The sequence below is a fragment of the Candidatus Uabimicrobium amorphum genome, assembly GCF_009002475.1.
Taxonomy (GTDB): Bacteria; Planctomycetota; Uabimicrobiia; order Uabimicrobiales; family Uabimicrobiaceae; genus Uabimicrobium; species Uabimicrobium amorphum.
The window spans coordinates 5,793,449-5,810,856 of sequence record NZ_AP019860.1; the positions used below are offsets into that span (position 1 = coordinate 5,793,449).

The following is a 17,408-nucleotide window of genomic DNA, read 5'->3' on the forward strand; positions in this document are numbered from 1 at the left end:
TTCGATAGATAGGTGATTTCACCTATCTAGCATTCATAACTAGGGGAGAGTTATGTTATCTCAAGATCAATTGCTGACACATTATGTTCAAGCGCTTAACAAAATTGGCCATGAGACATTACAACGAATTTTCCATCAAGGAAACCTACGTAATTACTTACAAGCGCATAATGTCCTTTCATCGCAACAGTGGGAAAAGTTTCGTTGGTTGTATATCGAGTATGTATTTTTATTTTATGCACAGCAAGAAGGACGTATTGCTTACAACAGCGATATATTTCAACGCTTATTTCAAGCCTCCATTAACAGCAATACCGCCCAACGCTTTTACTTCATGAAACCCAACATGATTTCCGGGGAAAATTTTCAAAACATCACCACTCGTTTTTTGCAACAAGGACTTTTAAACAAAAAAGAAGTGAATTCATTGTGGAATGATAGTGGTGCTAATGAAAAGCGGTACATTGCGCACTATGAACTCCTTTCGGAGTTAGGACGCGGTGGGATGGGTGTTGTGTACAAAGTAATGGACACTAGAGATTCGCAAATATGTGCTTTGAAACTGATTTTGCCATCCAAAGGATCTGACTCATCTTCTATAAAACGCTTTCATCGCGAAAAAGAAATCCTAATGCGTTTAAAGCATCGGCATATTGTAAGTTTCCGCGATGCCGGAATCGAGGGAAGTTGTTACTATTTGGTGATGGACTTTATCGATGGTTTTAGCCTAAATCATTTGAAAAAATGTCCGCCCATACCAGATACCGTGGAATTGATCAAAAAACTAGCCCAAGCATTACATTATGCCCACCACAATAATGTGATTCATCGCGATATCAAACCGGAAAATATTATGATCGACGTAAATTTTGAACCGGTACTTATGGATTTTGGTATCGCAAAAGTTACCGATTTTGAAAGAATGACGATGTCGGGCCGCGTTCCAGGTTCCCCGCGTTACATGTCTCCTGAACAAGTGCAAGGGCAAGTGAGTAGCTTTGATGGTCGTTCGGACATTTACTCTCTGGGAGCGTGTTTTTATAGACTGCTTACTGCCAAATGTGCGATCGAAGCAAAGGGGGTGAGCGAAATACTTAACGAAGTTGTCTATGGAACGATTACTCCTCCGAGTGAAATAAACCCTGGAATACCTAAACTTGTGGAAAAAGTTTGCATGCGCTGTTTAGAGAAAGATCCAAATAAACGTTATCAACAAGCTCAAGAGCTTATTGTAGATCTTGAAGATTTGATACTGCGTTTCTCTCAACAGCCTAATCCCCAGCATTGGCAGTATCTATCTACACAGAAAACAGGAGAGAAAGAATCTACCAACAAGCCGCTTGCCACAGATTTTGCAACGCTAGAAAATCTAATCGCTCCTTCTCCGACAATAGAAATTGGCAATACATTTCACCACTATGAAATCGAAGGTGAATTGGGACGTGGTGGAATGGGAGTTGTCTACAAAGTACGCGACACACAACTAAATCGCACAGTTGCACTCAAAGTAGTACAATCACAGCATTTGCAACAAGATGGCATTAAGCGATTTATGCAAGAAATCCAAGCCATTGCTAGTTTAAATCACCCGAATATAGTGCAACTATTCGAGTACGGAAATACGCCACAAACTTATTATACAATGGAGTATATCGAAGGTATTACCTTTAAAAGTTTTGTACAAAATAAACGTCTACCGATGAAAAAAATTGCCGAAGTGGTACAAAAAATTGCTCAGGCGCTTCATTGTGTGCATCAAGAAAAAATTATTCACCGCGATATCAAGCCTGCGAATATTATGATTGTGGGAGAAGAACCAAAAGTGATGGACTTTGGACTTGCCAAAGTGGGGGATTCTCAATTGTCGCAGACAGGTACAATGTTGGGGACTTTGGCGTATATGTCTCCCGAGCAAGCGGATGGACAAAACATCACACGTCGTGCAGACATCTATTCGTTGGGAGCGACACTTTACGAAGCTCTCACCAAACGTCCACCATTTCAAGGGCAAAGCACCGCAAATCTTTTAAATCAAATTTACAATGTTGATCCCATTCCCCCGCGGCAACTAAATCCCGATATCGATCGCGATTTAGAAATAGTTTGCTTAAAATGTTTGGAAAAAGATCCTAAAAAACGTTACCAAACCGCAGGAACATTCGCACGGGATTTACAAAATTATTGTAATAATTTACCGATTAGCGCACGTCCGCCTGGACTTGTCGAGCAAGTGGTTAAGTGGTGTCAACGTCGTCCGGCAATTGCAGCACTCGTTGTTGTGGTTAATATCGCGATGATTTTGATTTCTTTTTCGTGGTTGCAAACACATTTCGCCTTGCGCGAAACAGAGGAAGCAAATCGGCAAAAGCAAAAAGCTTTAGATGAAAATAAAAAACTTGTGACAAAGTTACAAGATAGCAATAAAGAATTGAACAAAATGAATAACAAACTCGCGCAAGCCAATCGCGAAAAAGATAAATTTCTCAAGGAAAAAACGCGGGCATTGGCCGACACACTGTGGCAGAGATCTTTGGAAAAAATCAACAACAATAACTATACCGATGCCACACGGCATTTTATGGAGGCATACAAGATTTTAAACAGTGGAGGCAATCCGCAAAATATTGAGGATATGCTCTTGACATTTAAATACAATATTTTATTGCATCTGCCATTACTTAAAATGGAAAAACATTATCGCAACAATGGTGAAATTGCCATCGCAAAAAATGGTGAAGTGGTTGCCTGTCTTGTCGGGCGTCACTCCGTTGGTAAGCGTGCTTTTTGTTATTATCCACAAACAAATGAACAAGCCGAAGAACTTGCTTTAGAGGGCAAATTTTTTCGCTTAACGTTGTCAGCAGACGGAAAATATGTAGGAGCCTTGGGTGAAAACTTTGTCGAGATCATTCACCTTGCGACAAAAAAGAAAAAAAGATTTTCGTATCAATATAAACCGCAAGATATCCACCGTCGTTTAGCCTTTTCTCATGATGGCAAGATATTGGCGATTAAATCACCGCAAGACATAACATTGTGCTTCGTGAAGAGTGGTAAGAAAAAAGTTCTACCTATCGGTTCGATGCTCACCAATATTTATCCGCTGGCTTTTTCTCCTGACAACACCAAACTTGTAAGCCTAATGCATGGTGAACTGACCGTTTGGGAAAAGGCCACTGGTTGGCAAGCCAGAGCTTTGGGATTTGTCGTTCCCGGTGACGAATTTCCGGTCACTTTCAGCCCTGATGGCAACACGATTGCATGCGGAGATCGTGAAGGGAATGTTGTTTTATATGACTTAAAAAATAATACCCACACCTCACTCCGCGAACACAATGGTGATATTTTTGATTTGTGTTTTAATGGTGATGGGCAATTGTTGACAAGCGTTGGACAGGATAAGCAGGTCATCTTGTGGAATATGCACAATCGCAAAGTAATTTTCCGACGAACTTTTCACAATACAAGCCCTGGAAAAATAGCTTTTACCAATAAAGATCGCTGTATTGCTGTTGTTGGGTCTGCTCCGGGGGGTAAAATCAGTTACCAAACATGGGAAATTCGCCATCGCTACGAGGAAGCACTGGCGATTAATGAACGTCGTCGCGAGTTTTTCAATAAAAAATTTAAAAACTTGGCAGTGAAGTCGGCATTACATAAGCCAGCGGTATTTAGTCGTAAAGCGCGCTATGTCGCTGTTGCGTATATCAGTACTGTCTTTTTGTGGGATCGAAAAAAACATACCAATGTAATGCTTGGTTCTCTGTTGCTTCCCCAAGTGAATATCTTGCGCTTTACCCCCGACGAGAAGTACCTAGCAATATTATATCGCAAAGGAACCATAAGTGTTTTTCGCACGGCAGATGGTAAGAAAGTTTTCAATTTGAGTGATCGCACCATCAGTGCAATTGATTTTTTGGATAACGACAGATTGCTGTGTGATAAGGGGGAAAATACTCTGGCATGCTTTGATATTAAAAAAAATCGCAAAGTGCGTGAATACAGTATGGCAATTGATGTCACGGGAATTCAAACTAGTCTTGATGGTGAATGGATTGCCTTAGGATATGTAAAATCAAGGCAGGGGCAATCCGTAGGAGGCGTTCAAATTGTCGACAAAATAGGTAATCCTTTATTTTCTGTACTCGATGCCGATCATCAAAATCGTACCGATGTGATTGCATGGCATCCCAACAAAAACATGCTGGCCGTAGGTTGCACATACAATGGAATCATCACACTTTTCCAACGCGACGACACATACGGATGGACCGTGAAGCAACAAAAAAAGCCGTTGCATTTTAGCGAAGGACTCAAAACCTTGAGTTTTTCTCCCGACGGGGATTTGTTAGCTATGTTTATGGAAAACGACGTTGTGATGTATGATATCAAAAATGGCTTTCGCACGTCGTTAACCAAGGCCTATGTAAAAAAAGGAGTTGCGAATGTTTCACCAGATTGGAGTTATTTAGTATTGCCTGGAAACCTTGGTGGATTGCAGTTGTTTAATTTTCAGGACAATAACGACTGGGCGCAATCATACTCGGTACTTCAGCAGAATTTGCAATCTTCCCTACGCTAAATTTGTGATGTTCTGCGAAACGAATTCATAGAAATAAAGCGACATCTTGTTGTTTTACTTCTAGCTATGCGTTGTTTATTGTCGGTATCCATTTGTCTAATACTTTTTGTAAACCGGGTAAGCGCAATGGTTTTAGAAGCTTATCGTCAATTTGTATCAAATTTTCTGTTTCGGTAAACACATCGGCGGTTAATAATATGATGATGGGACGATTTCCGCGTTCGTGGATAATTTTACTTGCCTCTAGGCCATCCATTACTGGCATGTGAAAATCAATAAATATGAGGTCGTATTTTTTCGTTACGGTTTTTTGTATCGCTTCTTCTCCATTTTCAACGATATCGATATCTTTGTGACCTAAATGCTTCAAAAACTCTATGGCAACCAGCCTATTTGTTTTACAGTCTTCTACGAGCAAAATAGACAAGGCTTTTTTTCGTGGTAGTTGCTGCGGTACCTTCTGTTCTTCATGTGGTGCTGTTTTGTCAATTTTTAGAGGAATTGTGAAGTGGAATGTGGAGCCTTTGTTTTCAAAACTTTCTACTCTAATTTTTCCGTGCATGAAATGTATTATTTTTTGAGATATTGTCAAACCAAGACCTGTACCCTGTTCCTCCTTTGTACTCGACAAATTGATCTGTACAAAACTGTTGAATAGATTTTCTATTTTGTCTTGAGATATACCGATGCCCGTATCTTCTACGCTAAACTTTATGTGTGCTGTATCGTTGTTGACTGAAACAGTTTCTACAGATAAAGTAATAGATCCGCATTCGGTAAATTTGATGGCATTGCTGATTAAATTGATGAGGACTTGTTTGATACGAACGCTGTCTCCAATTAAGTACTTGGGAAATTCTGGTGACACATTACAAATAAAATTAAGATTCTTTTCCGCCATTTTTATATCGAAAATACGGACGGTTTCTTGTAAAAATTTTTCAGTGGAAAACGTTTTTAAAGACAGTTCGAATTTTCCCGATTCCAGTTTTGATAAATCTAATACATCATTAATAAGAGAGAGAAGGTGTTGACTACTGTAGTTTAACAAATTGACATAGTTTTGTTGTTTGTCGTCAAGAGATGTGTTATTCATGAGCTGTGCAATGCCCAAAATAGCATTCATTGGTGTTCTGATTTCGTGACTCATTGTCGCAAGGAAATCAGATTTGATTTGGGTCGCTTTTTTTAAGGCCTGCTCGGTTTTTTTATGTTGTTCTATCTCTTTTTTTAGCGTGGTATTCGCATCGTAGAGTTCGTGAGTTCTTATTTTTACTTGCTTTTCGAGCTGTTGATTGAGGGTGTTTTTTAACTGTAAAGTTTCTTGCTGGGCATTTTCTTTTTCTTTGGCGATGGTGTTGACTCTATCGGCGAGACTAACGGATAAAAATACCGCGTCCCACACAATGGCAAATTGAAAAATAATTCCCGACAGGAAGCCAAAATTTGTGAGATAGTTACTAATAATGCCTAAACGTTGGCAAATTATTTGGATAACAAGAACTAACAGAGCACTCCAAGCGTACAAAAAATACCTGGCGGGTTTATAACCACTGGTTAAAGAGTGAAAACTTGCGACGAGAATGGTAATGATATTGAGAATACCGAGGATTAAAATGACAAAAATAACGAAATGATGGTGCACAAAACTCAAAGGTATAGAAAGAAAACCCAATATACGTAGGGTGCTGATTATTGTATGAGTAATGTTTTCTTTGGGGATATTGAGAAAGTTTATGCTAAAAGAACTTAGCGATATGATGGTCAAACAACCGGAGATCAAAGAGCTGGAGTACACAATATTTCCAGGCACATCTGTAAAGAAAGAGAATATGAAGCCTCGTGTACACATAGTTAGTAGGGAAATACTGACAATGTAAGTGACATAGTATAAGTAACAAACATCTTTTAAAATGACAAATAGAAACAGATTATACCAAACCAGTGCGAGTATGATGCCGAGATAAAAAAATGATAACATGTATTCGTTGGTTTGATTTTTGGTAAATTCATCTTTTTCCCACAATACAACCGGGAAAAAAAACGGACCTGTGTTTTCTACTTGTAAGTAGTATGTTGTTTTTTGTGATCCCGTTAGATGGAGTGCGTGGTAAAAGTGTACTATTTCTCTTTGAGAAAGATGGAAATAACCACTGTATTGTTTATGTATTTGACCGTTTTTTTCATGGTATAAGATGATCTTTTTAAATCTAAAAAATTTTATTTCTAGAATCCACTTTTTGTGCTGTTCGCTTTGGTTATCAATTGTGAACCTAAGCCAATATGTTGTGTCACCCATCCCCAAATTAGGTATTTTTGCAGTGCTCTGTGTGAACTTGGAAGAGTATTGTGGTGATGATACCGTCGCAAAATCTAGCTTTTGATCTTTATCATGCAAAAACTGTATTTGTTGGCCTATTAAATAGCAATTTTGTTTTTCATGTAAAACAACATCGCTTTGCGCATGCAATCTGAATACCATGACCAAAATGAAAATGATATATTTTGTTTTTATCATCATTAAAATCTTTTGCACTTAAAATGAATTTACTTTTAGATATTTGACTTTATATTTTAAGGTCGGCGCTTATTCTACTTTTTTTTCTATTTTTTACAAATTTTTAATGAAATGTATTTTTTTTACTGCTGTAGCATTGTGTGTATTTTGCGTGTAGTGTTGACATTTCTTATCGTTATTTTTTGATATAAATGAGATTTCGCTAGTTTTGCTCGTGCACTTTGCGAAGCATTTTTGCGATCACTGTGCCATAAAATCGCTCCTGGAACATAGATGACCGTGTCAATATTCGCTGTTATTTCGATTTTGTCTATAATAGAAATATTGTCAATATCTTCCCATAAAAACATCACATCACACTTCATTGTTTTGTCATTCACCCAAAACTCAGGAATTGCCTTAGAAACATTCGTAAATTCTTCTATGTTGCGAACCAGTACCGGAATTTTTAGGGCAAAATCTTCATAAATTGCTTTTTGCAAAACGGTGGCCAGTTGTGATTGTGGACGCTTGGTTTGTGAAAAGACGATATTCCCGGTATTGATGTAGGTTTGTACCGATTCCATCCCCGCTTTTTCAAATGTTTTTTTTAGCATCTTCATGTCGATTTTATTTTTTCCTCCGACATTGATGCCGCGTAAGAGCGCTACATACAACATGTTTTGTCCTTTGGTCCTTGATTTTTGTTTACTTGTCATGTCTAATATTCATTATAACATAGCTGTAGCATTATATTGCAATTTATAAAAAGAAACGGAATGACTTTATGTTGCTCAACAATCGTTACTTATTACAAAAAGTTATCGGCCAAGGTGGCATGGGGAAGGTTTATCTTGCACTGGATCAGTACCAACAGAATTATGTTGCCGTGAAAGAGTGTTTTATGCGTGAAAATGCTACACGCAGAGAAGTTCGTCGTATTAAACGCGAATATTATTTTATGAAAAAAATCCATCACCCCAACATTGTCAAAGCATTTGATTTATTTGTTGAGCATAATCGCCATTTTATTGTCATGGAGTACATTGAAGGAATTTCCCTTTCTCATTTTATCAAGCAATATCCATATAGCCTTGAATTGGACCAACAGCTAAAAATTATACAGCAAATTTGTGAGGCGATTGTCGCACTAAATGATAATGAGATTATTCATCGCGATTTAAAGCCGGACAATATTATACTTACCGGAGAGAATTATTCTCCAAAAATACTCGATTTAGGTATTGCGAAGTCGATAAATAAAGAACTCACTACGCTCACTAAGAGTGATGAGGTTGTGGGAACGGCGGCGTATATGAGTCCGGAACAAGTTCACGGTAAAGTGTCCCAAAATAGCGATGTATTTAGTCTGGCGATTATTTTTTATCAATTTTTGGCGTGGCAAGAACACTCACCGTTTTATGCGGGCAGCCAAGTCGCTACGATTACGCGTATTATCGAACAGCAACTTCCACCACTTGTAGAAATTTCCTCTAGTGGAGACCCTCGTATGAAACACATGTCGCGCATTTTAGAACACGCTCTACAAAAAAATAGTGCTCTGCGTCTAAAGTCGGCACGTAGGATGTTGCGCAGTGTACGTGTGGGAAAAAGTTCGCTGTGGAGCTATGTTTTACGACCGAAAGTTATCAAGTCGTTGCTCATTGTGGCTCTGTGTATGTTGTTGTCTCTGCCATTTACACTTCAAACTACTAACGACATAAAAGATACAAGCGATGAAATCACCGTGGCAATGTCGCAAATTGTGCGTTTTCTCGGAACGAAACAACATCAAGAGGTCATTGTCCATGCCAACAAAATTTTACGCGTGGATCCCAAGTTCGTAAAGGCGTATATCCATCGCGGGTTTGCCTATGCACAGATGGGGCAATACGACATCGCAAAGCAAGATTTTGTTCGCGCTATGGAACTCGATCCACAAAACCCTAGTGCGTACTCAAATAGAGCGGCCATTTATGCAGAACGCAATCAATATGATTTGGCCAAAAAAGATTTTGACTACGCTCTCAAACTCGATTCCAAATATCTACAGGCTTACATGAGTCGTGGTCAACTAAACTTCAGAGCCGGGCACTTTGAATTGGCAATGAAAGACTATGTAAAAGCCCTGTCTCTAAATCGCAAAAATGAGAGGATTTACTTACTCATCGCAAATGTTTTTGCTCAGCAAAAACAATATCTTCGCGCACTCGAAGAATATGACAAAGCTTTAGCGATTAATCCCAGGTTCTCTGTCGCATATCGCAATAAAGCAGGCGTTTATCATTTATTGGAACTATACAGTAAAGCGGATTTACACTATCAAAAAGCGATTGACTTCTCCGACGATTTGGCCGCGGAATATGTATACAGAGCCATTTCGTATAAAAGGCGCAAAAAATACGATTTAGCCGTGAAAGATTTTTCACGCGCCATTTCTTTGAAAAAACACGATCCTAAATTGTATATGCGCCGCGGAGACTTTTACAAACTTATCGGTAAGTACGGCCTGGCAGCCAATGACTATAGCACCGCAATAAAATTAAATCCCAAAGAACTCGATTATTACGGGCTTCGCGCTGATGTTTATCGCATGGATCGAAAATATTCTCTGGCGGAACAAGATTTCAAATTTTTGATAGTGGAACGTTATAACCTATCTAAGTCTTATGGAAATATGGGACTGCTATATATGGATTGGAAGAAGTATAGGTTAGCAGAAGAATATTATCGTAAATCCATCGCGTTCGACCCGAAAAATAAACAAAGTTATTTTAATCGCGGACTGATGTACGATGATTTAAAGCAATATGATCTTGCGATTGCTGACTTTAGTGCACTTTTAAAATTAGATTCACAAGATGGCATGGCATACTTTAGACGTGGCAGGGTATATGCGAAACAAATGCGACATTCTCTAGCGAGAGAAGACTTTGATAAAGCACTTTCCTTGGGTTTTGAAAGTTCCAATCTTTACTCCAATCGCGGATATATATATCTAGTTGAGGGAAATGATCAACGTGCAAAACAATGTTTTGACAAAGCAATCGAACTAAACAAAAACAACTTCTTCGCTTTGGGAAACCGCGCAGCTCTTTATTCGCGATTGCGGCGTTACAAACTTGCTGAGAAGGATTTTTTTGCTCTACTAAAGTTAAAGCCGCGCAATACAAAGGCATATAACAATTTGGCCATTATGTACGCGGACCAGAAAAAATTTGATTTGGCGAGAAAATATTTTAACAAAGCTGTCGAATTTGGGCCCAAAGATGCGGAAGCATACGCCAATAGAGCCTATTTCTTTCTCACGCAGAAAAAATACATACTTGCGGAAAAAGATTTTAAAAGAGCAATACAATTCGCTCCGGGTAATGCTCTTTTGTACGCAAATATGGCGACGATGTACTATGAACAAAAAAAATACACTGCGGCCCTGAGGTGTTTGGAAAAGTCTCTAGAATGCGGAGGAGATAAAGAATCGTTGCAAAACAATATTGAAACGGTAAAAGAATTGATCAATAAGAAGTGAGATGTGGGCAATGGAATTGAATTACAGGGATAAGGTAAACAACACAAGGGAAGTTTGATGCAGCTCAACAATCGTTACTTATTACAAAAAGTTCTCGGCCAAGGTGGGATGGGAAAGGTTTATCTCGCTTTCGATGAGCACCAAAGAAATTACGTTGCCATAAAAGAGTGCCTTATCGGAGAAAACGATACACGTAAGAAAATTCGTCGTATCAAACGCGAATATTATTTTATGAAAAAAATCCATCATACAAATATCGTTAAAGCGCTTGATCTATTTGTCGCGCACGGCCGTTATTTTATTGTTATGGAGTACATTGAGGGAATTACCCTTGCACATTTTATCAAACATCATGCCCATAGTATCGATTTAGACCAACAATTGCGAATTATTCAGCAAATTTGCGATGCGGTTGTGGTTTTGAATGGCCATGAAATTATTCATCGCGATTTAAAACCACAAAATATTATTCTTGCCGGAAACTATTATTGTCCAAAAATACTTGACTTAGGTATTGCGAAGTCAATAAACAAAGAGTTGACGACTTTGACACAAAGCGGTGAAGTAGTAGGGACAGCATCTTATATGAGCCCTGAGCAAATTCATGGTAAAATTACCAAAAATAGCGATGTGTTTAGCATGGCAATTATTTTTTATCAATTTTTAACGTGGCAAGAAAACTCACCATTTTACGCGGGCATGCAAATATCCACGATTACACGTATTCTCGAAGAACATTTACCACCACTTCATGAAGTTTGCCCTATTCGTGATCCACGCATTCGAAAATTATCACGTATTTTACAGCACGCGTTGCAGAAAAATAGTACTCTGCGTTTAAGGTCGGCGCGTGCGATGTCGCGCAACATAAAAATGGAAAAAAGCGCATTGTTGAGCTATGTTTTACAATCGCGAATTGTGAAGCCACTATTCGTTGTTTTGGTGTTGTGTATGTTGTCCTTACCCTTCATTTGGCAAATGGCAGCGCACCAAAAAAAAGACGCAGATGACGGCATTACATACTCGATGTCACAAATCATTCGTTTTATGGGAAGCAAGGAATATGACAAAGTCGTCGTTCACGCAAATAATATTTTGCGTATAGATCCCCATTTTGAAAAAGCATACATTCACCGTGGATTTGCCTACACTCACATGCGAAAGTACAAAATGGCGCAACGCGACTTCATACGCGCTATCGAACTAGATCCTCAAAATGCCGAAGGGTATGGAAATAGGGGTTTTATCTATGCAAAGTTTCGGCAATATGACTTGGCCAAAAAAGACTACGATTACGCTCTTAAGCTAGAACCTAATTATTTACTCGTTTATGTAAATCGTGGTCATTTGTATTTGGAGACAGAACGCTTCAGCTTAGCGATGCAGGATTACCTAAAAGCTCTGTCTTTAAATCCAAAGGATGCGACGGCGTATGTACACATAGGTAATGTTTTTGCCAAACAAAAGCAGTATCTTCGTGCAATTGAGGAGTATGAAAAAGCTTTGGCCATCGATGGTAAGCTTGCTCTTGCATATAACAATATCGCCAATGTATATCATTTTTTAGAGTTGTACCAAAAAGCGGAAATTTACTATAAAAAAGCCATTGATTTTTCACGTAATCCGGCAGAAGAGTATCTGGATCGAGGTATTTCGCGGGGCGAACGCAAAGAATACAAATTAGCACTTGAGGATTTTGCGCGGGCGATTTCACTACAGAAAAACAATGCCGAATTTTATATTTGTCGCGGTGAATTTTTCATAAAGATGCGCAAGTACGATTTGGCAGTGAAAGATTTCACGACGGCGATAAAAATAAAGCCGCAAAATATAGAATACTACGTGTTTCGCGCGGAGGCTTATCGCCGACACAAAAAATATTCTTTGGCCGAGAAAGATTTTCAATTCGTTCTACATAAAGGCTATCAGCCATCTGAAGCGCATGGGAATATGGGACTTATGTATATGGATTGGAATAAATATAAATTAGCACGGTATCATTTTAGCAAAGGAATTGAACTCAATCCGCGAAACGCAAGAAATTATTTTAATCGTGGTCTATTGTACGATAAGGCCAAAAAATATCGTCTTGCGATTGCTGATTTTAGTACCGTTCTCAAATTATCTCCCAAAGACGCGCGAACGTACTATCGACGCGGGCAGGTTTATCATCGGAACCAACGCAATGATTTAGCAAAAAAAGACTTCGATGCAGCTATTTCCTTGGGTTTTAGGGATTCCTTTCTTTATTCGCGTTATGGATTTATATACCTTTCCGAGAGAAATTACAAACGCGCACAGCAATGTCTCGACACCGCAATTGCTCTAGACAATGGCAATTTTTATGCCTACAGTAACCGCGCCAGTATGTATTCAGACCTGCAACGTTATGAACTCGCGGAAAAGGATTTTCGCGTGGTACTCGAATTGCGACCTCATAATGTTCGGGCGTATTGGGGCTTAGCTGTTTTGTATACTCACCAAAAGAAGCTTGGTTTAGCCGAAGAGTATTTCAATAAAGCCGTAAAGTTTGGACCAAAAAATGTGGAAGCGTATGGAAATAGAGCCTATTTTTTTGTTACACAAGAAAAGTATTCTCTAGCAATAAAAGACTTCGACAAAGCAATGCAACTCTCGCCGCAAAATCCATTTTTATACGCCAATAAAGCGGCTATGTATTATCAACAGAAAAAATATGCTGCTGCCGTTCGCTGTTGGCAAAAGTCCATGGCATACGGTGGAGATAAGAAAGCGTTACAGAAAAGCATTGATAATGTGAAAAAGTTGATCAATAAAGAATAATATTTAGAATAGTCTCCAACGACGTTCGGCATATTTCTCCTTATTATACCGTAAAGCAACATTTTGACATTCTGCGGCAAATTGTTGTTCATTGCCAATGAAAAATTTAACTTGCGACGCGTACGCCGAAACAATATTCCAAATTTGCGGCAAGTTATGGTTCGTTATATATTGCACTTCACGGACTTCTTTATGATTAGATAAAGCCGAAATCTCTTCCACATGTTGACGACAACGCGCCAGTTTTTTTTCGTTATTCCTGTGAGACATGTAACGTACTTTTGATAGGCTTTCTAAATACATTCCATAATCTACGTCTACCGAGTATCCAAGCTCCACAAGACGTACCTCGGTAGAGTACACGGGAAAAGAATACGGACGATCTTCATAAAACCAAATTTCCAACTCGGGGTAGTTGGAATGTAATTTACAAACCGCTTCGTAGCAAATTCGATGGTCGACGTGTCTCCCTACGCCCAAAGGAGCAATGAGCTTTTTGGCTTGCGTTTGCTCCACTATTTTTTGTAAATATTCGTAAACAGAGGTAATTAAATGCGGCTCCATTTCCCCCCAAATTAAGCCAAAGTAGCGCGCGTTTTTTGTATTGCGCAGATCATTGAATCCCGCAAACAAAAAATCGTAGTTTCCGCGCACAGCAGCAACGCTTTCCTCTTGTTGTCGTTTGACAAAAGCCTGTTTTTTATTCTCCGGTTCCGCATCACTAAAAATGGTAATAGATAGCGGTTTTTGTTCCTCCAATAACAAAGAACCAGCACATGAGAATGCCACATCGTCGAGATGCGGAGAGATATAAACGGTATGGTAGTTCGATAGTTCTGACATTGTTTTTCTTTCTTGCGTTTGGATGTGTTGGTGTGAGATGTCCTACGCCGGCTAGTCACCGGTCCCATATCAAAAATTTTATCATTTTTTGAACCAATAGCCATTGCAAAACGACTTAGTTGCAAAAGAACGTTTAAGGATATACAAATGAAACACAAAGTGTATTTAGAATACTTGGTTCTTAGCAGCCAAAAAGGGGATAGCGACGCACTCGAAAAACTGATTGACCATTGGCAGCCACGTTTATTAAAGCACGCATGGTATTTAACTGGCGATGGTGAGGTTGCGAAAGATATGGTTCAAGAGGCATGGATGGCAGCAATGAAAAGTTTTCGCAATTTACAAGATCCGTCGCGATTTCGTTCATGGATATACAAGATCGTCACTCATAAATGCGCGGACTGGGTGCGACGTTGTCAAAGGCAACAAAAATGCTACAGCGAAATTCCCAAAGTACCGCAAAGTGAAGAAGTGCAAAACAACGATGCATTTTACATCGCTTTAAACTCTTTGTCTAAACAGCACAAAACCGTTTTATCTCTGTACTATTTAGAAGAAATGAGTGTTGCTGAAGTCGCGGAGATTTTGAGCATTTCCACAGGTACTGTAAAGTCGCGTTTATACCATGCACGAGAAAAACTCAAACTCAAATTGGAAGGATCACAAAATGGATAATTTAGATAACAAAATTAAACAAGCTCTACAAGTGGAAGAAAAAGAAATTCTAACGCTCTTTGACCAACAACAATCTCTATCGCAAATGGTGATGGATACCTTTCGCGGTAAAAATCGCTGGTTATCTATTTTGGTTTACGTGTACATATTCGTTTTTTTTGCACTATCCGTCTACTGCGCAGTAAAATTTTTCCACGTGGAAACCACGCGTGAGTTGATTGGCTGGGGATTGGGTTTTGTTTTTGGCCAATTCGTAGTGATGATGCTCAAGGTATGGTACTGGATGGAGATGCAGAAAAATTCCATCACTCGTGAGGTGAAAAGACTAGAACTAAAAATCGTACATCTTGCGGATCTTCTGCAAAAGCACTTGGAAGAAAAATAGAATTTTTGAATAGCCATAAATGCTGAAAAAAGTAGTGATAAATACGTTGTCACTACTTTTTTACAGCATATTTAGTATTTTTTATAACTTGAGCTTCCAATCCCGGCTTCGTTCCAAACCGAAGTGTCATAAACCTTTAAAGATAACATCACGCTGTCGTACAGATAGATCTTGTAATTTCCTCAAAACTTGTTCTTGATTTGAAATATATTTTATATATAATATATGTATATGTTAATAAGTTATAAAGTGTTAAATTAGATTTGAAACCAAGTGTTTAGAACTGACGCCTCTAAACACAAATCTTTCTTTGTACTATTTGATGTAAATATGCAACTTGAGGTTTACAACATGACAACGGGAAATACAAGAGTATTTATTGTCGATGATCATCCCATTTTAATTAAGGGGGTGAAATTTTTAATTGAAAATGAGAAGGATTTTGTTGTTTGTGGAGCAGCTCAAAGTGTTCAGGACGCTCTACAGCAAATTGATTTGGTCAGTCCTCATGTGATGCTCATAGATATTTCTCTAGGAGGAGAATGCGGACTTCGGTTGACGGAAAATCTTAGTCAAAGACATCCCTATCTTCCTATTTTAATATTTTCGATGCATGAAGAAGCACTTTATGCCGAGCGAGCGATTCTTGCAGGAGCCAATGGCTATATCAATAAGAATAGCGATCCCAAAGAACTCATTTCGGCGATGCGTAAAGTTTTGAGTGGCAAAATATACATAAATGATCGTGTCAACACCTACCTGATCAACAAACTACGACGTAAGAATTTTAAAGACGAAAATCCTCTATCTCTTTTAAATAACCGAGAGTTAGAAGTTTTCCATCTTATCGGTAAAGGCTTGACAAGTCGCGCAATCGCCAAACAACTCAATATAAGTCTTAGTACGATTCATTCTCACAAAACAAATATTAAAAGTAAGTTAAATCTAAACAACTCCAATGAACTAACATGCTATGCCGCGCAAAATAGTTTATCGTAATTCTCTTTTTACAATTTACTGTGAAAACTCATAATATGCGACTAGTACTCTGGAAGTCTTGAACTAGATTTACAGAGTACTAGTTGTTTTACTGGTTTTATAGCACTCCATGACTTCTTCCCACTCCAACAAAGAAACATAAAACAAATCGCATAATGGCAACAATTATGATTTTAAGTAGCAATTTTTGCTAGTAGATAATTGTGATTGTTGCTATATACAAAAAAAAATCAACTCTTATACTTAAGATTCATAATCACTTGTGATGATTGTGGATTTTGTATATGGCGATAAAATTTATTTGTTGTTAACAGCCAAAGGTGTTAGCAATGCATAACTTTTAGGAGATAAATATGAGAGTTGTAAAATCATTGTTACTTATGATAGCATTTTGTATTCCAGCGGCAACCTATGCCGAGACAATAGCTTTTATTGGGGCTACTGGGACGAATTTTAATGACCAGATTGCAAATTTCAATACGATTGCCAGTTTTAATGCCGGGGTAGATCTAGCTTTGGCAAATGAAGTGAATACTCCACCCAATATCGGAGATGTACTGGGCGATACCTTTACATTTTCCAAAGCAAATACTGGACTTGTGGCCGACGTTACCATTGAGAGTGACCAACCCAACACGCAAATACTCGATCCGTTTGGACCTTTTGGTGGCGATGCACTTAGTTTTGGGCAATCTGGTCAGCAAGCGGACAGTTTTTCGATAGATTTTTCGAATTTTGACAGTGGGTCTTCCGGGAGCATTATTGGAATTACTTTTTTAAATAGTAATGGCGTGAATCCAGATGATACCGTTACCGTTTTTGGTGAAAACGGTGCCTTGGGAACTTTTTTTACCGAAGGGTTTGCAGGCAACGATTTTATTGGCTTTGTGTCTGACGAACGCATTACAAGAGTAAGGTTTGACGAAAGCGCTGCGGACGGTAACAACCTATTTCTTACCACAATTGCTGTTGGAACGAACGTGGTGCCAGAGCCTTCGACATACATGGCGATGCTTCTCGGCTTGTTAATGGTACTTGGTATTAAGCGAAAAAAGTAATTTTATTTTTATCGGAAAACGCAACATAGTTTTTCCGT

The 17,408-nt window shown here is 38.7% G+C and carries 10 protein-coding genes; 7 read left to right on the forward strand and 3 right to left on the reverse strand.

Going from position 1 to position 17,408, the window contains the following annotated elements; all coding sequences use genetic code 11:
• The first annotated feature begins 52 nt into the window (after window positions 1–52).
• Entirely contained in the window at window positions 53–4,582 is a 4,530-nt protein-coding gene (locus tag UABAM_RS21025) for a serine/threonine-protein kinase (protein ID WP_151969964.1), read from the forward strand.
• Between the two features lie 64 nt (window positions 4,583–4,646).
• Here UABAM_RS21025 and UABAM_RS21030 read toward each other — a convergent pair whose 3' ends face one another.
• Window positions 4,647–7,103 (reverse strand): hybrid sensor histidine kinase/response regulator, encoded by a 2,457-nt coding sequence (locus UABAM_RS21030; protein ID WP_151969965.1) that lies wholly within the window; start codon window positions 7,101–7,103, stop codon window positions 4,647–4,649.
• Between the two features lie 119 nt (window positions 7,104–7,222).
• The gene (locus UABAM_RS21035) at window positions 7,223–7,759 is read right to left on the reverse strand and encodes a DUF1697 domain-containing protein (RefSeq protein ID WP_151969966.1); all 537 of its coding nucleotides are present in this window, start codon (window positions 7,757–7,759) and stop codon (window positions 7,223–7,225) included.
• Between the two features lie 107 nt (window positions 7,760–7,866).
• On the opposite strand from UABAM_RS21035, the gene UABAM_RS21040 reads away from it, so the two are divergent.
• The gene (locus UABAM_RS21040) at window positions 7,867–10,608 is read left to right on the forward strand and encodes a serine/threonine-protein kinase (RefSeq protein ID WP_151969967.1); all 2,742 of its coding nucleotides are present in this window, start codon (window positions 7,867–7,869) and stop codon (window positions 10,606–10,608) included.
• Between the two features lie 57 nt (window positions 10,609–10,665).
• On the forward strand, window positions 10,666–13,410 hold the full coding sequence (locus UABAM_RS21045; RefSeq protein WP_151969968.1) for a serine/threonine-protein kinase: 2,745 nt from the start codon (window positions 10,666–10,668) through the stop codon (window positions 13,408–13,410).
• A gap of 3 nt (window positions 13,411–13,413) precedes the next feature.
• Here the strand turns inward: UABAM_RS21045 and UABAM_RS21050 are convergent, their stop codons facing one another.
• Entirely contained in the window at window positions 13,414–14,253 is an 840-nt protein-coding gene (locus tag UABAM_RS21050) for a PIG-L deacetylase family protein (protein WP_151969969.1), read from the reverse strand.
• 147 nt (window positions 14,254–14,400) lie between these two features.
• Here UABAM_RS21050 and UABAM_RS21055 point away from each other — a divergent pair, with 147 nt between their 5' ends.
• The 4 genes from UABAM_RS21055 (at window position 14,401) to UABAM_RS21070 (ending at window position 17,370) form a co-directional block, all read left to right on the forward strand.
• A complete protein-coding gene (locus tag UABAM_RS21055) occupies window positions 14,401–14,928 on the forward strand; it encodes an RNA polymerase sigma factor (RefSeq protein WP_151969970.1) in 528 nt (175 codons plus the stop codon).
• Window positions 14,921–15,313: a DUF6768 family protein gene (locus UABAM_RS21060; RefSeq protein WP_151969971.1), complete on the forward strand. Its 393-nt coding sequence runs from the start codon at window positions 14,921–14,923 to the stop codon at window positions 15,311–15,313. The genes UABAM_RS21055 and UABAM_RS21060 overlap by 8 nt, the downstream gene beginning before the upstream one ends.
• Before the next feature lie 351 nt (window positions 15,314–15,664).
• Window positions 15,665–16,312, forward strand: a complete 648-nt coding sequence (locus UABAM_RS21065; RefSeq protein WP_173013469.1) for a response regulator — start codon at window positions 15,665–15,667, stop codon at window positions 16,310–16,312.
• A gap of 353 nt (window positions 16,313–16,665) precedes the next feature.
• Window positions 16,666–17,370: a PEP-CTERM sorting domain-containing protein gene (locus UABAM_RS21070; RefSeq protein ID WP_151969973.1), complete on the forward strand. Its 705-nt coding sequence runs from the start codon at window positions 16,666–16,668 to the stop codon at window positions 17,368–17,370.
• The last annotated feature ends 38 nt before the right edge of the window (window positions 17,371–17,408 follow it).